Here is a 20,182-nt window from a genome sequence, read left to right as displayed (position 1 = left end):
CCATGGAATCGACCGGAAGACAGCTCACACGCGGGCACTCTCCGGTGATGTCCTACCGGGGTGGAGGGCATCATCGCTGGTGCGCTGGCCGTCGTAGGCACCTTGTTGGGCTCCGTCATAGCACACCACTACCAGGAGAAGTCCGCCCGTCGAGCAGAGGCTCGCGCCCACTCCCACCAACAGCAACAACTCCTGTTCGACAACTGCGCAGCCTTCATTTCCCTCGCCGAGGACTACCGCCGCGCGCAGTACGACCGATGGTCACGCTGGGATGCCGATCCCACGAGTGAAGAGGCCACGGCCGCACGGGCCGAGGCCTACCGGCTCTACGTGGAAACACGCAGCAGTGCCTCCCGTCTGAAGCTCATAAGCGGCCAGGAAGACGTTCACCGACTTGCCGATCAGGCCGGCGTGGTGCTGGAGCTGACCAGCGCGATCATCCGGACTGACGACCGAGCGGACATGCTCCAGCGTGGCCGCGTGGCCCAAGCGGCCTGCGATGCGTTCGTCGCGGAAGCCAACGCCGTTCTCCATGGTTCAGCGCCCTGACGTGTCTCGTCCTCGGATCGAACAGGAACCAGCCGCGCTCGGGCAGGTCATTGGTCCACTCCACTGACGCCCCGCAGGCCGCGTCGGCGTCGGCGCGAAACTGGTCTTCGTTGCTGCTGACATGGGAAATCTCTGGTGTCGGGGCGTGATTGACGGATCGTCCGGGAGCCGATACCACTGACGCACGTTCGGCCCCGCACGTCTCAGAGCGCCCACCGTCCCAGGAGGCTGCATTGCGAGGATCCGCCACCGTCCCCCACCTCACCGCCGGGCGCAGACGCGCTCTCACGGCGGCGGGCGCCGTCGTCTCGGCGGCGTTGTTGCTGCCCGCGCTGACGGGCGCCGCCCCGGCCCCCGAGCGGCACCCCTCGGCCGGTCTCCAGGGCGCCTTCGCCGCCGCGGCGGCCGAGTACCACGTCCCGCAGAGCGTGCTGCTCGGTGTCTCCTACCTCCAGTCCCGCTGGGACGCGCACGCGGGCGCGCCGAGTGTCACCGGCGGCTACGGCCCGATGCACCTCACCGATGCCCGCACCGCACTCGCCGAGACCCCGCACCACAGCGAGGGCACGGAGGACGCCCGCGGCGACCAGGCCCGCGCCGCGCTGCTGCCCACGACGAAGATCCCCGAGAACTCCCGACTCCCGGCCCGCCTGAAGACGTTGACGAAGGCCGCCGCACTGACCGGCATCCCGGCGGAGCGGTTGCGTACCGACCCGGCGGCCAATATCGCGGGCGGTGCCGCGCTGCTCGCCGACGCCCAGAAGCGCCTCGGCGCGCCGCTGACCGCCGACCCGGCCGAGTGGTACGGGGCGGTGGCGACGTTCTCCGGCGCGGACGACCGCGCGACGGCGGCCACGTACGCCGACGACGTGTTCCAGGTCATGCGCGAGGGTGAGCGGCGCACCACGGACAAGGGTGACCGCGTCGCACTGACCGCTCAGCCCGGACTGGCGCCCGACACCGCCCAGTTGAAGCGCGCCGGACTGCGCGCAGCGGGCGCGGCCGGGACCGAGTGCCCGAAGAGCGTGTCCTGCGAGTGGATCCCGGCGCCGTACGAGGAGTTCGGCGACGGTGACTTCGGCAACCACGACCTGGGGAACCGGCCCGCGTCGCAGCGGATCAAGTACATCGTCATCCACGACACCGAAGGCGGATGGGACGGCGTCCTCAACCTCATCAAGGACCCGACCTATGTGTCCTGGAACTACACCCTGCGCTCGACCGACGGGCACATCGCGCAGCACGTCAAGGCGAAGGACGTGGCGTGGCACGCGGGCAACTGGGACATCAACGCCCGCTCGATCGGCCTCGAACACGAAGGCTTCCTGGTCGCGCCCGACACCTGGTACACCGAGGCGATGTACCGCTCGTCGGCCCGGCTGGTGAAGTACCTCGCCGCGAAGAACGACATCCCGCTGGACCGGCAGCACATCCTGGGCCACGAGAACGTGCCGGGCCCGACGACGTCCTCGATCCCGGGCATGCACACGGACCCGGGCCCGTACTGGGACTGGCGGCACTACTTCGAGCTGCTCGGCAAGCCGTTCCACACCACGGCGGGTCCCGGCGGCGGCCTGGTGACGATCCTGCCGGACTACGCGAAGAACCGGCCCGAGTACACCGGCTGCACCGCGTCCGGGGAAGTGTGCGCGTCGCACGGCTCCAGCGAGGTACGCCTGTACAGCGCGCCGGACGACACCTCACCGCTGATCAAGGACATCGGGCTGCGGCCCGGCGGCGAGGACTCCACGATCGACGTGAACGACGTGGCCTCGCGGGTCTCCACCGGACAGCAGTACGCGGTCGCCGACCGGGCCGGGGACTGGACGGCGATCTGGTACCTGGGCCAGAAGGCCTGGTTCAAGAACCCGACGAAGCAGTCCACGGCGGTGCACGCGTCCGGGCTCGTGGTGACGCCCAAGTCCGGCCGCGCGGACATCCCGGTGTACGGCAGGGCGTACCCGGAGAAGGAGGCGTACCCGGCGGGTGTGCCCGTGCAGTCGGTCTCGCCGCTGTCCTACCGGCTTCCGGCGGGCCAGAAGTACGTCGTCGGTGACGAGCTGGCGGGTGAGTACTACTACTCGGTCACCTTCGACCTGGACTCGCACAAGGTCGTGACCGGCCAGGACCGCTACTACGAGATCCAGTTCGGCCACCGGGTGGCGTTCGTCCGGGCGGCGGACGTGGACGTGGTGCCGTCGGCGTCGTAGCACGCGCGAGGCGGGAGGGCCGGACCGGGACACTCGACGGTCCCGGCCCTCTCGGTACGCCGGGGCGGTCAGCCCTGCTGGAACAGTTCCGCGGGCAGCGGCTTCAGCAGGACGTACAGGTCGTCCGTGATGGGGCGGTCCCAGGCGGCGATGGTCACCAGGATGTTGTCGCTGCGGTCGAACTGGACGCAGGAGATACGGCCCTCGGAGAGCTTGAGGCGGCGCACGATCAGGAGGTTGTCGCCCTGCATCACCGGGATGTCCTCGCTCCCGACGACGGTGACCTCCTCGTCGTTGTCGAGCGCGAGGAGGAGCTGGGCCACCTCGAACGGGATCTCTCCCTCGGCGACCTCACGGGCCGGGGAGCCCTCCGGCAGATTGCCGATGATCATCGCGGGTCCGCGTCCGCCGAACAGGTCGTAGCGCAGGAACACACCCTGGCAACTGCCGTCGGGAGCGGGCAGCAGACCGGCACCGAGGTTGCCCGGCCAGTCCCCCGGATCCATGGCCAGAACGTCGAAGTCGGGGCCTGCGGGAGTGGCGCTGCGGCGGCGGAGGAAGGACATGCCGCAATGGTACGTGGCCGAGCGGGCGACGGGACTTGGGGTGGGCCCGCGGAGAGCCGCTCGACGGCCGCCGAGCGGGACCTTCGGCGCACGTGCCGGGAGCCGGCTCACTCGTCGGTGCGCGCGGGTTCCGTCGTCGGGGGGATCACCGCGATGGGGCTCGCCGCGTGGAGCAGTACGGCCTGGGTCACCGAGCCGATCATGCGGGCGGGTGAGAGGAGGCGGCGGCGGTGACGGCCCACGACGACCAGTTCGGCGTCCTTGGAGGCCGCGACGAGGTGGCCCGCGGCGTCGCCGGGCGGTGTCACGAGGTCGACCCGCACCTGCGGATGCCGCTCCCGGTGCAGCGCGAGGAGGCTCGCGGCCAGGGTCCGGACCTCGCCCTCCACGGCGTCCTCGTCGTCGCCCGGAGGGACGAGTTCGCCGGGCGCCGTCCAGATGCGGGCCGGCGGCCACGGGTAGGCGGCGATCACCTGGAGCCGGGCGTCTCGGCGGTCCGCCTCCGTGAAGGCGAAGGCGAAGGTGGCATCGGCGGGGCTGTCGACCTGGAGACCGACGACGACACGCGGCCCCGGCGCGACGGGCGGGCCCGAGTGCACCTCGCGTCCCGGGCGTGGCACCACGACCACCGGGCACTCGGCGTCGCGCGCGGCGGCCACGCCGCTGGAGCCGAGCAGCAGGCTGGCGAAGCCGCCGCGGCCCCGTGAGCCGAGCACCATGAGCTGAGCGGTGCCGCCCAGTTCGGGCAGCACGGCAGCCGCGGCTCCGGCCAGCGACAGGTACTCCATGGCGGGGCGGTCGGCCCGGCCCTCCAACCGGGCCCGTACCTGGTCGAGCACCGGGTCCTCGGCCGGATCCGGCGGACCGGCGACGAGGACGTCGGGCTGCGCCCAGGACGCGTACTGGCGCACATGGACCACACGCAGCGGCGCCTCGCGCAGCCGTGCGGCGCTCAGGGCCCACTCCAGGGCGCGCAGGCTGTCGTCCGATCCGTCGACGGCCGCGACAACCGGCAGGGTGCTCATGGATTCTCGCCTCCGGCACACACGGTGATCGTTCCGGGGCCAGCCTGACGTACTCGACGGCCCCGGAGCGGGGTCACCGGCCGCGTGTCCGCGAATTCCGCGCCCGGTGCGGGCTCACGTCAGGTCGAACTCCCCCTTCCGCGCCCCGGACACGAAGGCGCCCCATTCCGCGGGGGTGAAGATCAAGGAAGGGCTCTCGGGACGGCCACTGTTCCGCATGGCGATGAAGCCCTCGATGAAGGCGATCTCGACATCTCCGAGCCCTCTGCTGCTGGAGTGCCAGTCGGCGTTGCTGAGGTCCAGCTCCGGTTTGTCCCAGCCGGTGAACGGCTGCTGCTGGGTGGTGCTCTCGGCCACGTCCGTGCTCCTCCCGATTCGTCGTCCGCGGCCAGCCTAGCGATCGTGTACGACAGCCGACAGGCCACCACGGTGGGATGCCGCGGGTCGTGTCCCGGGAACAGCCGTGGCCAGGAGCCCGATCGGCCGATCACCTGGCGAAGAAGTCGCCCACGCGGGCCGTGAACCCGTCGGGGTCGTCCAGCCACGGGTAGTGGCCGGCGCCCTCCTGGACTGCGAACTCGGCGTGCGGGACGGCCTCGGTGACCCGGCGCGCGAGGTCCGGGCGGGGTCCGCCGTCGAGTCCGCCCGCGAGGACGAGGACGGGCGCGGTGAGTCGCGCGAGCGCCGCCCGCGTGGCGGGCGGGTCGTAGGCGCCCTCGGAGCCGTAGACGTCGGCCGCGGCCTCGTTGGTCTGTTCCTCCTCGGCGTCCGCATGGGCCTGTGCCCGCGCGTCCCAGCGGCCGTGGAAGAAGGGCAGGAAGGCGGGGTCGAAGTCGCCGCGCCCGGTCAGCCACGCCTCGAACGCGGGGAAGGCGTCCGCGAACCAGGGCTCGTCCTCGCGCAGCCGGGCCGCCGCGAGCCGGTCCTCGGCGGTCGCGGGCATGCCGAGGGCCCAGGGCGTGGCGGTGATCAGGGCGAGCCGCGCGATGCGTTGCGGGTGGCGGGCGGCGTACAGCAGGGCGAGGCTGCCGCCTGCCGAGTGGGCGAGGACGTCCATGCGGTCGAGGCCGAGGTGTTCGCGCAGCGCCTCCACGTCGTCCACGAGGCGGTCGCAGCGGTACGTGGCCGGGTCGGCAGGCAGAGCGGAGTCCCCGGTGCCCCGCAGGTCGAGCAGGACGAGCCGACGCCGGGCGGCCAGCCCGCCCAGGTCCCCGAGATACGCTCCGGCCCGCATGGGCCCACCGGGCAGGACGACCAGGGGTTCCCCCTCTCCGCGCAGGTGGTAGGCGAGGCGGGTTCCGTCGTACGCGTCGTAAGCGGGCATGGCGCCGATCCTCCCGAGCGGGACGGGCCGACGGCAACGGGATTGCGCGCGAGGGCAGCCACGGATGGTGTCCGTGGGGAGAATTTCGCGTCGACCTCTTGCCTTGGGACAGGTTGGCTGGATTACTGATCCCCAACAAGTCGACCGAATGATCGGTCGTCCGAAATCGGTGTGATGGGCGAGTGTGATGGGCGAGGGAGACGTCCCCATGGCGGATACGCGAGACCTGCTGGACGACGGGGAACGACTCGGCGCCGAGGAGCTACGGGCCGTGCAGTTGGAGCGGTTGCGGGCCACACTGCGGCACGCGTACACCCAGGTGCCGTTCTACCGGGACTCCTTCGACAAGGCCGGGGTCCACCCGGACGACTGCCGCACACTCGCCGATCTGGCCCGGTTCCCCTTCACGGTGAAGGCCGATCTGCGGGACAACTACCCGTACGGGATGTTCGCCGTCCCCCGCGAGCGGATACGGCGGCTCCACGCCTCCAGCGGTACCACCGGACACCCCACGGTCGTCGGCTACACCGACAACGACCTGTCCATGTGGTCGGACATGGTGGCCCGTTCGATCCGCGCGGCGGGCGGTCGGCCCGGTGACACGGTGCATGTGGCGTACGGCTACGGCCTGTTCACCGGCGGCCTCGGCGCCCACTACGGCGCCGAACGCCTCGGCTGCACCGTGATCCCCGCCTCCGGTGGCATGACGGCCCGTCAGGTCCGGCTCATCCAGGACCTGAAGCCCGACATCATCATGGTGACCCCCTCGTACATGCTCACCCTCCTCGACGAGTTCGAGCGCCAGGGCATCGACCCGCGCGGCACCTCCCTGCGCGTGGGGATCTTCGGCGCCGAGCCGTGGACCGGGGAGATGCGGCGCGAGATCGAGGAGCGGTTCGCGATCGACGCGGTCGACATCTACGGCCTCTCGGAGGTCGTCGGTCCGGGCGTGGCGCAGGAGTGCGTGGAGACCAAGGACGGTCTGCATGTGTGGGAGGACCACTTCTACCCCGAGGTCGTCGACCCGATCACCGGCGAGGTACTGCCCGACGGCGAGGAGGGCGAGCTGGTCTTCACCTCCCTGACCAAGGAGGCCATGCCCGTGATCCGCTACCGCACCCGGGATCTGACCCGTCTGCTGCCGGGCACGGCCCGTGTGTTCCGGCGGATGGAGAAGGTCACCGGCCGCAGCGACGACATGGTCATCCTGCGCGGCGTGAACCTCTTCCCCACACAGATCGAGGAGATCGTGCTGCGCACCCCGGGTGTGGCGCCGCACTTCCAGCTCCGGCTCACGCGTGAGGGCCGGCTCGACGCCCTGACGGTGCGGGCCGAGGCGAGGGCGGGAGCCACGCCCGAGCAGCGCGAGGCGGCGGCGCGGGCCATCACCGCGGCCGTGAAGGACGGGATCGGGGTCTCCGTCGGCGTCGAGATCGTCGAACCGGAGTCGCTGGAGCGGTCGGTGGGCAAGATCAGGCGCATCGTGGACCAGCGCCCGCGCTGAGCTCAGCCCTCCGCGAACCGGTTCCGCAGTTCCCGCTTGAGGATCTTCCCGCTCGCGTTGCGCGGCAGCTCGTCCACGAACAGCACCCGCTTGGGTGCCTTGAAGGGGGCGAGCTTCTCGCGTGCGTGGGCGAGGAGTTCGGCCTCGGTCACCTCGCCGCGCGGGACGACGACCGCGGTGACCGCTTCGATCCAGCGCTCGTCGGGCAGCCCGATCACCGCGGCCTCCCCCACCCGTTCGTGGGTGTAGAGGGCCTCCTCGACCTGGCGTGAAGCGACCAGTACGCCACCGGAGTTGATGACGTCCTTGACCCGGTCCACGATGGTGAAGTAGCCGTCGGCGTCCTTGACGGCGAGGTCGCCGGAGTGGAACCAGCCGCCGCGGAAGGCGTCGGCGCTCTCCTCGGGTCTGTCCCAGTAGCCGTCGCACAACTGCGGTGAGCGGTAGACGATCTCGCCCCGCTCCCCGTCCCGCACGCCCTCGCCCGACTCGTCGACGAGCCTCGCCTCCACGAACAGCACCGGGCGTCCGCAGGAGTCCATGCGCCCGGTGTGCTCCTTCGGGCCGAGGACCATGGCCAGCGGGCCGATCTCGCTCTGTCCGAAGCAGTTGTAGAAGGCGAGGTCGGGCAGACGTTCCGTCAGCCGTTCCAGGACGGCCACGGGCATGATCGAGGCGCCGTAGTAGGCCTTGCGCAGTCCGCTCAGGTCGCGGGTGGTGAAGTCGGGGCGGCCCGCGAGGCCGATCCACACGGTGGGCGGCGCGAACAGGCTGTCCGCGCGGCCCGTCTCGATCAGGTCGAAGAGCTGGTCCCCGTCGGGCGCGTCCAGGATGGTGTTCTCCGCGCCGACGGCGAGGCAGGGCATCAGGAAGACATGCATCTGCGCGGAGTGGTAGAGCGGCAGCGAATGCACCGGCCGGTCGTCCGCGCGCAGATCGAGGGCCGCGATCGCGCTGAGGTACTCGTGCACCAGCGCGCCGTGGGTCATCATCGCGCCCTTGGGCAGGGCGGTCGTACCGGAGGTGTAGAGGAGTTGGACCAGGTCCTCGCCGCGCGGCTCCGCGCCGTCGTACGCCTCTGCCGCGGCCAGTCGCGCGAGCAGCGAGTCGCCCGCGTCGCGCAGTGGCAACACCCTTACGTCCTCGCCCAGTTGGTGGGTGAGGTCCGGGTCCGCGAGGACGAGGGAGCAGCCGGACTGCTCGATGATGTACGCCAAGTCGTCGCCGGTCAGGTTCTGGTTGACCGGTACGTGCACCAACCCGGCGCGGGCACAGGCCAGGAAGCCGAGCAGATACGCGTCGGAGTTGTGCCCGAAGGCGCCGACCCGGTCGCCGGGGGCGAGACCGGTCTCGCGCAGGACGCGCGCGGCGCGGGACACCGCGTCGTCAAGTGCCGCGTAGGTCCAGGTCCGTTCGCGGTAGCGGACCGCGACGCGCTCCGGGGTACGCCGGGCGCTGCGCCGCAGCATGCTGTCGACCGTGACACTTCGTCCCGCCGTCATGCCGTGCTCCTCCGTGAGGTGGGCTCGGTTCGCCCGGACCCTGACGTGATCCTTGCGGCGTCCCGCGCGGAAGGTCAAGGGCCGGGCAGGCGGGCGTTCCCCCCTGATGGGTGGGACCGGCCCACGCGGGGCGCCGACTTCTTGACACACCCTCCCGCTGACATGAATCTTTCACTCTGCACAGCGATTCCAGAAAGTTTCTTTCAGGCGACGCGGCAGGAGACCTCACATGGCAGACAGAGCGGACAGCGGACTGACAAGACGTCAACTCGGCGGTGTCACAGCGGCCTTGGGTGGTGCGCTGATCCTTGCCCCGCTCGGCGCCGCCCCGGCCGCGGCGGCGGACACGGACGCGGACGCGACCACGGCCGCGCCCGAGAAGTCCGGCCGCCCCGTGCTGCGGCGCGGCTCCGCCCAGCAGGCGGATCTGCTCCCCGAGCAGTTGCGGCGCCTGGTCACCGACGCGAAGACCTACCTCGGCCCCTCCCCCAGGCACCCCTGGTACGCGGGCGCCGTGCTGCTCGCCGGGCGGGGCGCCACGGTGGCCCTGCACGAGCCGATCGGATCGGCGGTGCGCTACTCGGCGTACGACGAGAAGACCGACACCGGCGTCGAGCTGCCCGCCGACCAGCAGATCCCCATGACCCGGGACACGGTCTTCGATCTCGCGTCCGTCTCCAAACTGTTCACCTCGATCCTCGCCGTCCAGCAACTGGAACGCGGCACACTGGAGTTGGAGGCCAAGGTCGCCTCCTACCTGCCGGAGTTCGGCGGCGCGGGCAAGCAGGACATCACGATCCGCCAACTCCTCACCCACACCTCGGGGTTCCGCGCCTGGATCCCTCTCTACGACGCCCCCACCCGCGAGGGCAAGCTCCGCCTCATCTGGGACGAGGCGCCGCTGAACCCGCCCGGCACGGCCTATCTCTACTCGGACCTGAACCTGATCTCCCTCCAGCTCGTCCTGGAGGCGATCACCGGTCAGCCGCTGGACGCCCTGCTGCGCGAGGAGATCACCGCTCCCCTCGGCATGAGCAGCACCCGCTACAACCCGCCCGCCTCCTGGAAGCCGCGGATCGCGGCGACCGAGGACGCCCGCAAGCCCTGGTCCGGGCTCGACCGCGGGCTCGTCTGGGGAGAGGTGCACGACGAGAACGCGTACAGCCTCGGCGGTGTCGCGGGGCACGCGGGGGTGTTCTCCAGCGCGTGGGACCTCGCGGTGCTCGGCCGGACCCTGCTGAACGGCGGCGCGTACGGCAGCGCGCGCATCCTGGAACCCGCGTCCGTGGACCTGATGTTCACCGACTTCAACACCGCCTTCCCGGGCCAGAACCACGGGCTGGGCTTCGAGCTCTACCAGCACTGGTACATGGGCGCGATGGCCACGCCGCGCACGGCGGGGCACACCGGCTTCACGGGCACCTGCCTCGTCCTCGATCCGAGCACCGACACGTTCCTCGTGGTGCTCGGCAACTCCGTGCATCCCGTACGCAATTGGCGCTCCGGTTCGGCGCCCCGGGTGGCCGCGGGGAACAACCTGGCGCGGGCGGTGGCCGTCCGGCCGACGCGTGGACGTACGGCGTGGTTCTCCGGCATGGCGGGCTCCACCTCGGCGACGCTCACGCTGCCCGCGCTGGACACCCGCGGCGGTGACGCCCGGCTCCGGTGCGACCTGTGGTGGGACACCGAACCGGCCTCGGACGCGGCCTTCCTGGAGGCCTCCGGCGACGGCGGCGCGACCTGGGAGGCAGTGCCGTTCACCACGGTGCGCGGCGGCCGGGACTCCGAGGAGCATCCGTCCGGCTCGGTCACCGGCTGGTCGGGGCGGGTGTGGCACCAGCTCAGCGCGCCTCTGCCGACGACGGCGCGGCTCACCCTGCGGTGGCGGTACGCGACCGACACGCTGTACGTGGGACGGGGCGTGTACGTGGACGGGCTGAAGGTCGAGGCCGGTGGGCGGGTCGTGTTCGACGGCATGCGACCGGCGGACGCGACGCGGATCGAGGCGAAGGGCTGGACCGCGTCTACCGACTGACACCGACTGACACCGGATGGCCGTAGGTCCTCGGCATCCCACCGATCGGCCGGGCAGCCGATCGGTGGGTCACAGGCACCGCTCCAGCACCGCCATCGCCGCGTTGTGCCCCGGCACCCCGCTCACCCCGCCGCCGCGCACCGCGCCCGCGCCGCACAGCAGGACGTTCGCGTGCCGGGTCTCCACGCCCCAACGGCCCGTGCCCTCCTGGGCGTACGGCCAGGCCAGCTCGCGGTGGAAGATGTTGCCGCCGGGCAGCCGCAGTTCGCGCTCCAGGTCGAGCGGGGTCTTCGCCTCGATACAGGGGCGCCCGTCCGCGTCGGTGGCCAGGCAGCTCTCGACGGGCTCGGCCAGATGGGCGTCGAGCTGTGCCAGCGTCGACTTCAGCAACTCCTCCCGTACCCGGTCGTTGTCGCCCGCGAACAGGCGCGCGGGGGTGTGGAGGCCGAAGAGGGTGAGGGTCTGGTAGCCGCGCTCCACGAGGTCGGGGCCGAGGACGGTCGGGTCGGTGAGCGAGTGGCAGTAGATCTCCGAGGGCGGCGCGGTGGGCAGTTCGCCCGCGGCCGACCGGGCGTGGGCGGCGGCCAGTTGGCCGTAGCCCTCGGCGATGTGGAAGGTCCCGGAGAACGCCTCGCGCGGGTCCACGGCGGTGTCGCGCAGCGCCGGGAGCCGGGTGAGCAGCATGTTCACCTTGAGCTGGGCGCCTTCGGCCGGGGCGGGCGGGGTGTCGCCGGTGAGCCGGGCCAGCTCCTGCGGGGAGGCGTTGACCAGGACGTGCCGGGCCGCGACGACGCCTTCGCCGTCCGCGCCGCGATACGTGACCTCGGCGGTGTGTCCGTCGGTCTCGATCCGTACGGCCTCCCGCCCGGTGGCGATCACCGCTCCCGCGGCGCGCGCGGCCGTCGCCAGCGCGTCGGTGAGCGCGCCCATGCCGCCCACCGGGACGTCCCAGGCTCCGGTGCCGCCGCCGATGACGTGGTAGAGGAAGCAGCGGTTGTGCGCCAGCGAGGGGTCATGGGCGTCCGCGAAGGTGCCGATGAGCGCGTCGGTGAGGACGACACCGCGGACCAGGTCGTCGGCGAAGTACCGTTCGACGGCGACACCGAGGGGCTCCTCGAACAGCGCCCGCCAGGCCTCCTCGTCGTCGATGCGGCGGCGCAACTCGCCCCGGGTGGGCAGGGGTTCGGTGAGCGTGGGGAAGACCCGTCGGGCGACGCCCGCCGTCATCCCGTAGAAGCGCTGCCAGGCCGTGTACTCCCGGTCGGATCCGGTGAGCCGGGCGAACGCCTCCCGGGTGCGCTGCTCGCCGCCGCCGACGAGCAGCCCGGTGGGACGCCCGGCGCGCTCGACCGGGGTGTACGAGGACACCGTGCGCGCCCGTACGCGGAAGTCCAGCTCCAGGTCGCGCACGATCTTCGGGGGTAACAGGCTGACCAGGTAGGAGTACCGCGACAGCCGTGCGTCGAGCCCGGCGAACGGCCGGGTGGAGACGGCGGCGCCCCCGGTGCGGTCGAGGCGTTCGAGGACCAGTACGGACCGTCCGGCCCGCGCGAGGTAGGCCGCGGCGACCAGACCGTTGTGGCCGCCGCCGACGACCACGGCGTCGTATCCGTCGTGTGCAGGCATGGGGTTCTTCGTAGCACGCGGTGATCCCGGTCGGCCAGGGTCGGGCCGGGGTGGCTCAGGGGCGCGTGGCCGTCCGCCGTCGCGCGGCGGCCTGGATCTCGGACGGGCCGCGCGCCCACTCCATCGTGCGGCCGAGCAGGGTCGCCACCGGACGGTCCCAGCAGGAGCGGACCACCGCCGGACGGTGGATGTCGAGTTCGGCTCGCGCCCAGTCGGGGAGGAGTCCGACCGACGCGTTCATCAACACGCGTATGCCCAGCCGCTCCCGCCCGCTCCGGCCGAAGCCGCGCAGGAACCGTACGCAGTCCGACGCGGCCGGGGTGGCGCGGAGTCGGGGCCGTACGCGGTCCAGGTACCGCTCGACCTCGCGCACACTGCGGGGCACCTTCTGCGCGCCCAACAGCTCGGCGACCGGGGCGACTTGGCGGTAGTACGTGTCGCACTGGGCGGGCGTGAGCCGGAACCGGCGCGGCGCGTACGTCTGGTAGCCCGCTAGGGCCTGTCGTCACATTCCCGTCGTCGCCCGCAGGGCGGCCCGGCGGCGTCCGGTGCGTGCTCTGGGGGCACCCCCTGCTCGAAGAGCTTGGGGGAGTGACGGGCGGAAGCCCTCGTACTGGACGTACGTGGGCTTTCGCCCGGTGCGGCGAGAGGGCGTGCCGGGCGTCGCCGGGCAGACGGGAATGTGACGACAGGCCCTAGGGAAGCTGCGTACCTCCGCGGTGTGCACCCAGGTCAGCAGCTCGGGGTCGTCCGCGCGGTAGGGCGTGCCGTCCGGGGCCGTGCCGCGCACGCGGGTGTGGATCCCGCGCACCACGGCGAGCGCCTCGTGCGCGGCCGAGGTGGAGCCGAAGGTCGTCGTGACGACGAAACGCGCGGTGCCGACGAACCGGGCGGCCGGGTCGGAGCGGAAGTCCGAGTACTGGTCGACCCCGGCCATGGCCAGCGGGTGCAGGGACTGGAGCATCAGCGCCGCGAACCCGCCGGTGAGCATGCCGGTGAGATGTCCGTGCACCCGCCAGGCGGGATCGCCGGGGGTGATCCCGAGCAGCCCGGGATCACCGGCCGGACCCTCGTACCGTTCCAGCGCGAGATCCCCGCCGTGCACGGTCGCCTTCAGCTCGTCGGCGATCCGACTCCGCAGCCCCACCACTGACCTCCGCCCCCGTGATCCGCAGCGCAACCTCCACGGCCATTGTGCCCGGCTCAGCTCAACGACTTCTGCGCCGTGTGCGAGAGGATCAGGTCGGGCGTCAGATAGGCGTCGGGGCGCTCGAAGTCCTTGAGCGTGGCGGGGCGGCCCGCCTGGAAGCCGATGCGGACGAAATCGAAGCTGGCGAGGGCGTTGAGCGTCCAGTTCGTCAGGGTGCGCAGCCGCGCCGGGACCGTGCGCAGGGCTCCCAGGTGGTAGCCGCGGGCGACGGCCTGGGCGGGCGCGCCGGTCAGTTCCAGGCCGAGCGGCTTGGAGACGGCCTGGACGCCACCGAGGTCCACGACCAGTCCGAGGTCCTTGTGCCGGTACTCGGTCAGGGGCGCGCCGCGCAGCGACGCCGCCACGTTCTTCGCGGCGGTCCAGCCCTGGCGCATGGCGTGCTGGGCGGTCGGCGGGCAGATCGCGCCGTCGCCCTTGGCGAGGTCGGGTACCGCGGCGGCGTCCCCGAGGGCGAAGACCCCGTCCAGGCCCGGCACGGTGAAGTCCGGCCGGACGATCAGACGGCCCCGGTCGGTCTCGGCGTCCAGGGTGGCGATCAGCGGGCTGGGCGCGACGCCCGCCGTCCAGATCAGGGTGTGGCAGGGCAGCGTGCGGCCGTCGGTGAAGGTGACGGTGTTGCGGGTGACCTCCGCGACGGAGACCCCGAGGGAGATGTTCAGACCTTGCCGCTCCAGGATGGCGAGGGCCTTCGCGCCGAGCCGCTCACCGAGTTCGGGCATGAGCCGGGGGGCGATGTCGATCAGGTGCCACTTGATGAGCGCCGGGTCCAGGCCCGGATAGCGCCGGACCGCGGCGGTGGTCAGATGGTGCAGATAGGCGGCGGTCTCGGTCCCGGCGTAGCCGCCGCCGACGACCACGAACTGGAGCCTGGTCTCGCGTTCGAAGGGGTCGGAGCTGGCCGACGCGAGGTCGAGCTGGGAGATGACGTGGTCGCGGACCCAGGCCGCCTCGGCGAGCGTCTTCATGCCCACCGCGTGCTGGTCCACCCCGGGGATGTCGAACTGCCGCGTCACACTGCCCGGCGCCAGCACCAGGTAGTCGTAGTGCTCGACGCTCGTCTCCCCGTTGATCTTGCGGACGACCACGGCCTTGGCGCCGGGGTCGATGCCGACCGCCCCACCGGGCACGATGACCGTGCGGTGCAGCAGCCGGCGCAGCGGGACCGCGACCGACTGCGGGGTGAGGATCCCCGAGGCGACATGGGGCAGCAGGGGCAGATAGAGCTGGTAGGCGTAGGGCGTGACGAGCCGCAGCGTGGCCTCGGCGGGCTTGAGGGTCCGCTCGAGTCTGCGCGCGGTCTCCATCCCGGCGAATCCGCCACCGACGATCACGATCCGGGGCACGGCCATGAGAGGTCCCTCCTGACGGAGACGCCGATGCCTGCCACGCTAGGGAACCGAGCCCGAGTCCGCATCCGTAACGCCTCTCACCTGCGCAATCACCCTTCCGCACAGGCCGTCGCCACCGCTCTCGCGCCCCTGGGCACGGTGGGTCACCCGAGCGCGCCCAAGACTCGTACGCGCCCACAATCGTCCGCACACGTGACCATCGCGCTGTCAAGTCCGATACTGCGGTGAGCGAACCACCACACATTACGGACCACTGAGATCAGAAACTGTCGCCGTTCCCTCCGGCCTGGACAGGGCACAGGTCGGGGGGCTCGGCTGCCGGGCTCACCAGGAGGCTCCCTTGAAGATGTTGATCAACGTCCCGGAAACGGTGGTCGCGGACGCGCTGCGGGGCATGGCAGCAGCGCATCCCGAACTGGTCATCGACGTGGAGAACCGGCTGATCGTGCGGCATGACGCCCCGGTGGCCGGCAAGGTCGCGCTCGTCTCCGGGGGTGGCTCCGGGCACGAGCCGCTGCACGGCGGCTTCGTCGGTCCGGGGATGCTGTCGGCGGCCTGTCCCGGTGAGGTGTTCACCTCGCCGGTGCCCGACCAGATGGTGCGCGCCGCCGCGGCCGTGGACAGCGGGGCGGGTGTGCTGTTCGTCGTGAAGAACTACACGGGTGACGTACTGAACTTCGACATGGCGGCGGAACTCGCCGAGGACGAGGGCATCCAGGTCGCCAAGGTGCTGGTCGACGACGACGTGGCCGTCACCGACAGCACCTTCACGGCCGGGCGGCGCGGCACCGGCGCCACCCTGTTCGTGGAGAAGATCGCGGGAGCGGCGGCGGAGGAGGGACAGCCGCTGGAACGCGTCCAGTCCCTCGCCCGGCAGGTCAATGAGAACTCGCGCAGCTTCGGTGTCGCCCTCAGTGCCTGTACCACGCCTGCCAAGGGCACCCCCACCTTCGATCTTCCCGAAGGTGAACTGGAGTTGGGTATCGGCATCCACGGCGAGCCGGGGCGCGAGCGGCGCCCGATGATGACGGCACGCGAGATCGCCGATGTCTCGGTGCATGCCGTCCTGGACGATCTGGAGCCGCACAACCCGGTGCTCGTCCTGGTCAACGGGATGGGTGCCACCCCGCTCCTGGAGCTGTACGGCTATCACGCCGAGGTCCAGCGGGTGCTGGCCGAGCGGGGTGTCGCCGTGGCCCGCTCCCTGGTCGGCAACTACGTCACCTCCCTCGACATGGCGGGTGCCTCGGTCACCCTCTGCCAGGTCGACGAGGAACTGTTGCGGCTGTGGGACGCGCCGGTCAGCACACCGGGGCTGCGCTGGGGCAGGTGAGTGAGTCAACGTCCGTTTCGATCAAGGAGATCCAGTTGCTCGACGCCGACTTCTTCCGCCGCTGGATGACGGCGGCAGCCGCATCCGTCGACCGCGAGGCGGAGCGGTTGACCGCGCTCGACTCGCCGATCGGCGACGCCGACCACGGCAGCAATATGCAGCGCGGGTTCCGCGCGGTCCGTACCGTGCTGGAGACGGAGGAGCCCGCCACGCCCGGCGCGATCCTCCAGGTGGCGGGCCGCCGGCTCATCTCGTCGGTCGGGGGCGCGTCGGGGCCGCTGTACGGCACCCTGTTCCGCCGTGCCGGCAAGGCTCTCGGGGACGCCGCCGAGGTCACCGAGGAGCAGCTCACCGAGGCGCTGCGGACGGGCGTGGAGGCGGTGACGGCGCTGGGCGGGGCCGCGCCCGGCGACAAGACCATGATCGATGCCCTGGTGCCCGCGGTGGAGGCGCTCGGCACCTCGTTCGCCGCGGCGAGCGCCGCCGCCGACAAGGGCGCCGCCGCGACGACACCGTTGCAGGCCCGCAAGGGCCGGGCCAGCTATCTGGGCGAGCGCAGCATCGGGCATCAGGACCCCGGTGCCACCTCCTCGGCCCTGTTGTTCGCCGCGCTCGCGGAGGCCGCCGGTGAGTGAGAGCGCGCAGAAGATGGTCGGCGTCGTCCTCGTCTCGCACAGCGCCGCCGTGGCCGAGTCGGTCGCGGAACTCGCGAAGGGGCTGGCGGGCGGCGGCGCGACCGCGCCCGTCGCGGCGGCGGGCGGCACGCCCGACGGCGGGCTCGGCACGAGCGCCGAGCTGATCTCCGAGGCGGCCTTCGCCGTGGACCAGGGCGCGGGTGTGGCCCTGCTCATGGATCTGGGCAGTGCGGTCCTCACCGTGAAGACGCTGCTCGCGGCGGGCGACGAACTCCCCGCGAACGCGCGGCTGATCGACGCGCCCTTCGTCGAGGGCGCGGTCGCGGCGGTGGTCACGGCCTCCGCGGGCGCCGATCTGGCGGCGGTGGAGGCGGCGGCCAAGGAGGCGTACACGTACCGCAAGGAGTGAGCGGTGTCCGGACAGCGGAGCCGCGTCCGGACAGTGAGTGGTGCGGTGAGTGGTGTCCGGCCGTCGGACAGGTGTGCGGTCGGGTGGCGGGGCCGGTAGCGGCCCGGCCACCCGCCCGCGCTCGTCGGCGCGGGATCAGCGACGACAGCGGACCGCGCCGTCGGCACGAACTACCCTCAAAGGCAAGCGAGTTCACGCCGCGTCAGGCCCAGCATACGTAGCCTGCGCGCCATCCGGCCAACGCCCGGGTCGGCTTCACCGGACCGGACCCGCGCGGACCTATGCCGGATCCGCCGGTCGGGGCAACTCCCCGAACTCCTCCAGTGCGTGGGTCAGCCACTGGATCCAGAAGGTCTCCAGGTCGATCCCGCCCCGCAGCACGAGATGCTGGAGGCGGTCCTGCGCCGTGTCCTTGCCGGGTCCGAAGTCGCGTGCCTCGATCTCCTGGTACTCGGCCAACTGCCTTTGGTGCAGGGCGAGATGGCGGCGAAGGTCCGCTTCGATGCCCTCGGTGCCCACGACCGCGGCGGCGCGCAGCCGCAGCAGCAGGACGTCGCGCACGGGCCTCGGGTCCTGGGACGCGGCGGTCCAGCGGGCGAGTTCGGCACGGCCCGCGGGCAGCACCTCGTACGACTTCTTCTGCCCGCGGACCGGTTGCTCGCAGGGGAGGGCGCGGATCAGCCCGTCGCGCTCCAGCCGCCCCAGCTCGCGATAGATCTGCTGGTGGGTAGCCGACCAGAAGTAGCCGATCGACCGGTCGAAGCGACGGGTCAGTTCGAGCCCCGACGACGGCTTCTCCAGCAGGGCGGTCAGGATCGCGTGCGGGAGTGACATGAGGTCATCCTAGGGATGCGCCGGTGGCACGAGGTCGCCACAGGAACGCTCTACAGGGCCGCGGCCAGCTCGGTGCCCTGCTTGATCGCGCGCTTGGCGTCCAGTTCGGCCGCGACGTCGGCGCCGCCGATCAGATGTGGGGTGCGGCCCGCGGCCAGCAGTTCCTCGTACAGGTCGCGGCGCGGCTCCTGTCCGGTGCACAGGACGATCGTGTCGACCTCGAGGACCTGGCTCACGCCGTCCACGGTGAGGTGCAGCCCGGCGTCGTCGATGCGGTCGTAGCGGACGCCGGGGACCATGGTGACGCCCCGGTGCCTCAGCTCCGTGCGGTGGATCCAGCCGGTGGTCTTGCCGAGCCCCGCGCCGACCTTGGAGGTCTTGCGCTGGAGGAGGTGGACCTCGCGCGGCGAGGCGGCCGGCTCGGGCGCCGTGAGGCCGCCGGCGGCGCGGTAGTCCATGTCGACGCCCCAGCGGCGGAAGTAGACCGCCGGGTCCTGGCTCGCCCCCTCGCCGGGGTCGGTGAGGTAGGCGGCGACGTCGAAGCCGATGCCGCCCGCGCCGAGGACGGCGACGCGCTTGCCGACGGGGGCGCCGTCGCGCAGCACATCGAGGTAGCCGAGGACGCTGGGGTGGTCGATGCCGGGGATCTCGGGGGTGCGCGGGGTGACGCCGGTCGCGACGACGATCTCGTCGTGGTCCGCGAGGTCGGCGGCCGTGACGCGGGTGTTCAGCCGGACGTCCACGCCACGCTCGTCGAGCTGCGTACGGAAGTAGCGAAGCGTCTCGTCGAACTCCTGCTTGCCGGGGACCTTGCGGGCCACGTTGAGCTGACCGCCGACGGCGTCCGCCGCGTCGTAGAGGGTGACGTCGTGGCCGCGCTCGGCGGCGGTGACGGCGCAGGCGAGCCCGGCGGGACCGGCGCCGACCACCGCGACGCGCTTGCGCGACCGGGTCGGGGAGAGCACCAGTTCGGTCTCGTGGCAGGCGCGCGGGTTGACCAGGCAGGAGGTGATCTTGCCGCTGAAGGTGTGGTCGAGGCAGGCCTGGTTGCAGCCGATGCAGGTGTTGATGGCCTCGGGGCGCCCGGCCGCGGCCTTGGCGACGAAGTCGGGGTCGGCGAGCATCGGGCGGGCCAGGGAGACCATGTCGGCATACCCCTCGGCGAGCAACTCCTCGGCCAGCTCAGGGGTGTTGATGCGGTTGACCGTCACCAGCGGGACCGAGACCGCGCCCATGACCTTCTTGGTCACCCAGGCGTAGGCGCCGCGCGGCACGGAGGTGGCGATGGTCGGGATACGGGCCTCGTGCCAGCCGATGCCGGTGTTGATGAGGGTGGCCCCGGCGTCCTCGACCGCCTTGGCGAGCGTGCGGACCTCGTCGAAGGAGGAGCCGTCGGGCACGAGGTCGAGCATGGACAGCCGGTAGACGATGATGAAGTCCTCGCCGACCGCCTCGCGGACACGGCGGACGATTTCCACCGGGAAGCGCATACGGTTCTCGTACGAGCCGCCCCAGCGGTCCTCGCGCCGGTTGGTCCGGGGCGCGATGAACTCGTTGACGAGGTAGCCCTCGGAGCCCATGATCTCGACGCCGTCGTACCCGGCGCGGCGGGCCAGCCGGGCCGCGCGCACATAGTCCTCGATCGTCTGCTCGACCTCGGCGTCGGTCAGCGCGTGCGGGACGAACGGGCTGATCGGGGCCTGGAGCGCGCTGGGCGCGACGAGGTCCTGGTGGTAGGCGTACCGGCCGAAGTGAAGGATCTGGAGCGCGATCCGCCCGCCCTCGCGGTGTACGGCCTCGGTGATCACGGAGTGCTGCTCGGCCTCCGCCTCGGTGGTGAGCTTGGCACCGCCTTCGTACGGGCGTCCGGCGTCGTTGGGCGCGATACCGCCGGTGACGATGAGGCCCACGCCGCCGCGGGCCCGCTCGGCGTAGAAGGCGGCCATGCGCTCGAAGCCGCCGTCCGCTTCCTCCAGCCCCACATGCATCGAGCCCATGAGCACACGGTTGGGCAGCGTGGTGAAGCCCAGGTCGAGCGGGGTCATCAGGTGCGGGTAGCGGCTCATGGGGC

Annotated in this window: 17 protein-coding genes and 1 pseudogene; 7 read left to right on the top strand and 11 right to left on the bottom strand. The window is 71.8% G+C overall.

Annotated features, from left to right (window positions below; all coding sequences use genetic code 11):
• Positions 1-60: 60 nt before the first annotated feature.
• Both kilB and NGF19_RS06620 read left to right on the top strand, forming a co-directional pair.
• Positions 61-549, top strand: coding sequence for a plasmid transfer protein KilB (gene kilB, locus NGF19_RS06625; RefSeq protein WP_252422901.1), 489 nt, complete (start codon positions 61-63; stop codon positions 547-549).
• A 233-nt stretch (positions 550-782) separates the two neighbouring features.
• Positions 783-2,759 (top strand): N-acetylmuramoyl-L-alanine amidase, encoded by a 1,977-nt coding sequence (locus NGF19_RS06620; RefSeq protein ID WP_252422899.1) that lies wholly within the window; start codon positions 783-785, stop codon positions 2,757-2,759.
• A 68-nt stretch (positions 2,760-2,827) separates the two neighbouring features.
• On the opposite strand, the gene NGF19_RS06615 is transcribed toward NGF19_RS06620, so the two are convergent.
• From NGF19_RS06615 to NGF19_RS06600, 4 genes are all read right to left on the bottom strand, one after another.
• Positions 2,828-3,325, bottom strand: a complete 498-nt coding sequence (locus NGF19_RS06615; RefSeq protein WP_252422897.1) for a hypothetical protein — start codon at positions 3,323-3,325, stop codon at positions 2,828-2,830.
• A gap of 107 nt (positions 3,326-3,432) precedes the next feature.
• Complete coding sequence (locus NGF19_RS06610) at positions 3,433-4,350, bottom strand: universal stress protein (protein ID WP_252422895.1); 918 nt, start codon at positions 4,348-4,350, stop codon at positions 3,433-3,435.
• 114 nt (positions 4,351-4,464) lie between these two features.
• Positions 4,465-4,707: a DUF397 domain-containing protein gene (locus NGF19_RS06605; protein WP_252422893.1), complete on the bottom strand. Its 243-nt coding sequence runs from the start codon at positions 4,705-4,707 to the stop codon at positions 4,465-4,467.
• A 130-nt stretch (positions 4,708-4,837) separates the two neighbouring features.
• Positions 4,838-5,674, bottom strand: a complete 837-nt coding sequence (locus tag NGF19_RS06600) for an alpha/beta fold hydrolase (protein ID WP_252422892.1) — start codon at positions 5,672-5,674, stop codon at positions 4,838-4,840.
• 208 nt (positions 5,675-5,882) lie between these two features.
• Here NGF19_RS06600 and paaK point away from each other — a divergent pair, with 208 nt between their 5' ends.
• On the top strand, positions 5,883-7,178 hold the full coding sequence (gene paaK / locus NGF19_RS06595) for a phenylacetate--CoA ligase PaaK (protein ID WP_252422890.1): 1,296 nt from the start codon (positions 5,883-5,885) through the stop codon (positions 7,176-7,178).
• A gap of 2 nt (positions 7,179-7,180) precedes the next feature.
• On the opposite strand, the gene NGF19_RS06590 is transcribed toward paaK, so the two are convergent.
• A complete protein-coding gene (locus tag NGF19_RS06590) occupies positions 7,181-8,680 on the bottom strand; it encodes an acyl-CoA synthetase (protein WP_252422888.1) in 1,500 nt (499 codons plus the stop codon).
• A gap of 229 nt (positions 8,681-8,909) precedes the next feature.
• On the opposite strand from NGF19_RS06590, the gene NGF19_RS06585 reads away from it, so the two are divergent.
• Positions 8,910-10,715, top strand: a complete 1,806-nt coding sequence (locus tag NGF19_RS06585) for a serine hydrolase domain-containing protein (protein ID WP_252422886.1) — start codon at positions 8,910-8,912, stop codon at positions 10,713-10,715.
• 69 nt (positions 10,716-10,784) lie between these two features.
• Here the strand turns inward: NGF19_RS06585 and NGF19_RS06580 are convergent, their stop codons facing one another.
• The 4 genes and pseudogenes from NGF19_RS06580 to NGF19_RS06565 all read right to left on the bottom strand — a co-directional run bounded on the left by NGF19_RS06580 (position 10,785) and on the right by NGF19_RS06565 (position 14,900).
• The gene (locus NGF19_RS06580; protein ID WP_252422884.1) at positions 10,785-12,341 is read right to left on the bottom strand and encodes a phytoene desaturase family protein; all 1,557 of its coding nucleotides are present in this window, start codon (positions 12,339-12,341) and stop codon (positions 10,785-10,787) included.
• A 55-nt stretch (positions 12,342-12,396) separates the two neighbouring features.
• Positions 12,397-12,798: pseudogene (locus NGF19_RS06575) on the bottom strand (oxygenase MpaB family protein); the annotation flags it as partial.
• Between the two features lie 48 nt (positions 12,799-12,846).
• On the bottom strand, positions 12,847-13,488 hold the full coding sequence (locus NGF19_RS06570) for an oxygenase MpaB family protein (protein WP_252422883.1): 642 nt from the start codon (positions 13,486-13,488) through the stop codon (positions 12,847-12,849).
• A gap of 56 nt (positions 13,489-13,544) precedes the next feature.
• A complete protein-coding gene (locus NGF19_RS06565; protein WP_252422881.1) occupies positions 13,545-14,900 on the bottom strand; it encodes an NAD(P)/FAD-dependent oxidoreductase in 1,356 nt (451 codons plus the stop codon).
• A gap of 340 nt (positions 14,901-15,240) precedes the next feature.
• Here NGF19_RS06565 and dhaK point away from each other — a divergent pair, with 340 nt between their 5' ends.
• From dhaK to dhaM, 3 genes are read left to right on the top strand one after another with little or no spacing between them, the layout of a single operon-like run.
• A complete protein-coding gene (gene dhaK / locus NGF19_RS06560) occupies positions 15,241-16,233 on the top strand; it encodes a dihydroxyacetone kinase subunit DhaK (protein WP_252422877.1) in 993 nt (330 codons plus the stop codon).
• Positions 16,234-16,268: 35 nt separating this feature from the next.
• Positions 16,269-16,868, top strand: coding sequence for a dihydroxyacetone kinase subunit DhaL (gene dhaL, locus NGF19_RS06555; protein WP_252423227.1), 600 nt, complete (start codon positions 16,269-16,271; stop codon positions 16,866-16,868).
• 13 nt (positions 16,869-16,881) lie between these two features.
• Positions 16,882-17,277: a dihydroxyacetone kinase phosphoryl donor subunit DhaM gene (dhaM, locus tag NGF19_RS06550; protein ID WP_252423225.1), complete on the top strand. Its 396-nt coding sequence runs from the start codon at positions 16,882-16,884 to the stop codon at positions 17,275-17,277.
• Positions 17,278-17,556: 279 nt separating this feature from the next.
• Here the strand turns inward: dhaM and NGF19_RS06545 are convergent, their stop codons facing one another.
• Entirely contained in the window at positions 17,557-18,111 is a 555-nt protein-coding gene (locus NGF19_RS06545) for a PadR family transcriptional regulator (protein ID WP_252422875.1), read from the bottom strand.
• Between the two features lie 50 nt (positions 18,112-18,161).
• On the bottom strand, positions 18,162-20,177 hold the full coding sequence (locus tag NGF19_RS06540; RefSeq protein WP_252422874.1) for an NADPH-dependent 2,4-dienoyl-CoA reductase: 2,016 nt from the start codon (positions 20,175-20,177) through the stop codon (positions 18,162-18,164).
• Positions 20,178-20,182 lie beyond the last annotated feature (5 nt).

The sequence above is a fragment of the Streptomyces macrolidinus genome (assembly GCF_023887685.1).
Taxonomy (GTDB): Bacteria; Actinomycetota; Actinomycetes; order Streptomycetales; family Streptomycetaceae; genus Streptomyces; species Streptomyces macrolidinus.
This window is presented reverse-complemented; position numbering and strand designations above follow the sequence as displayed.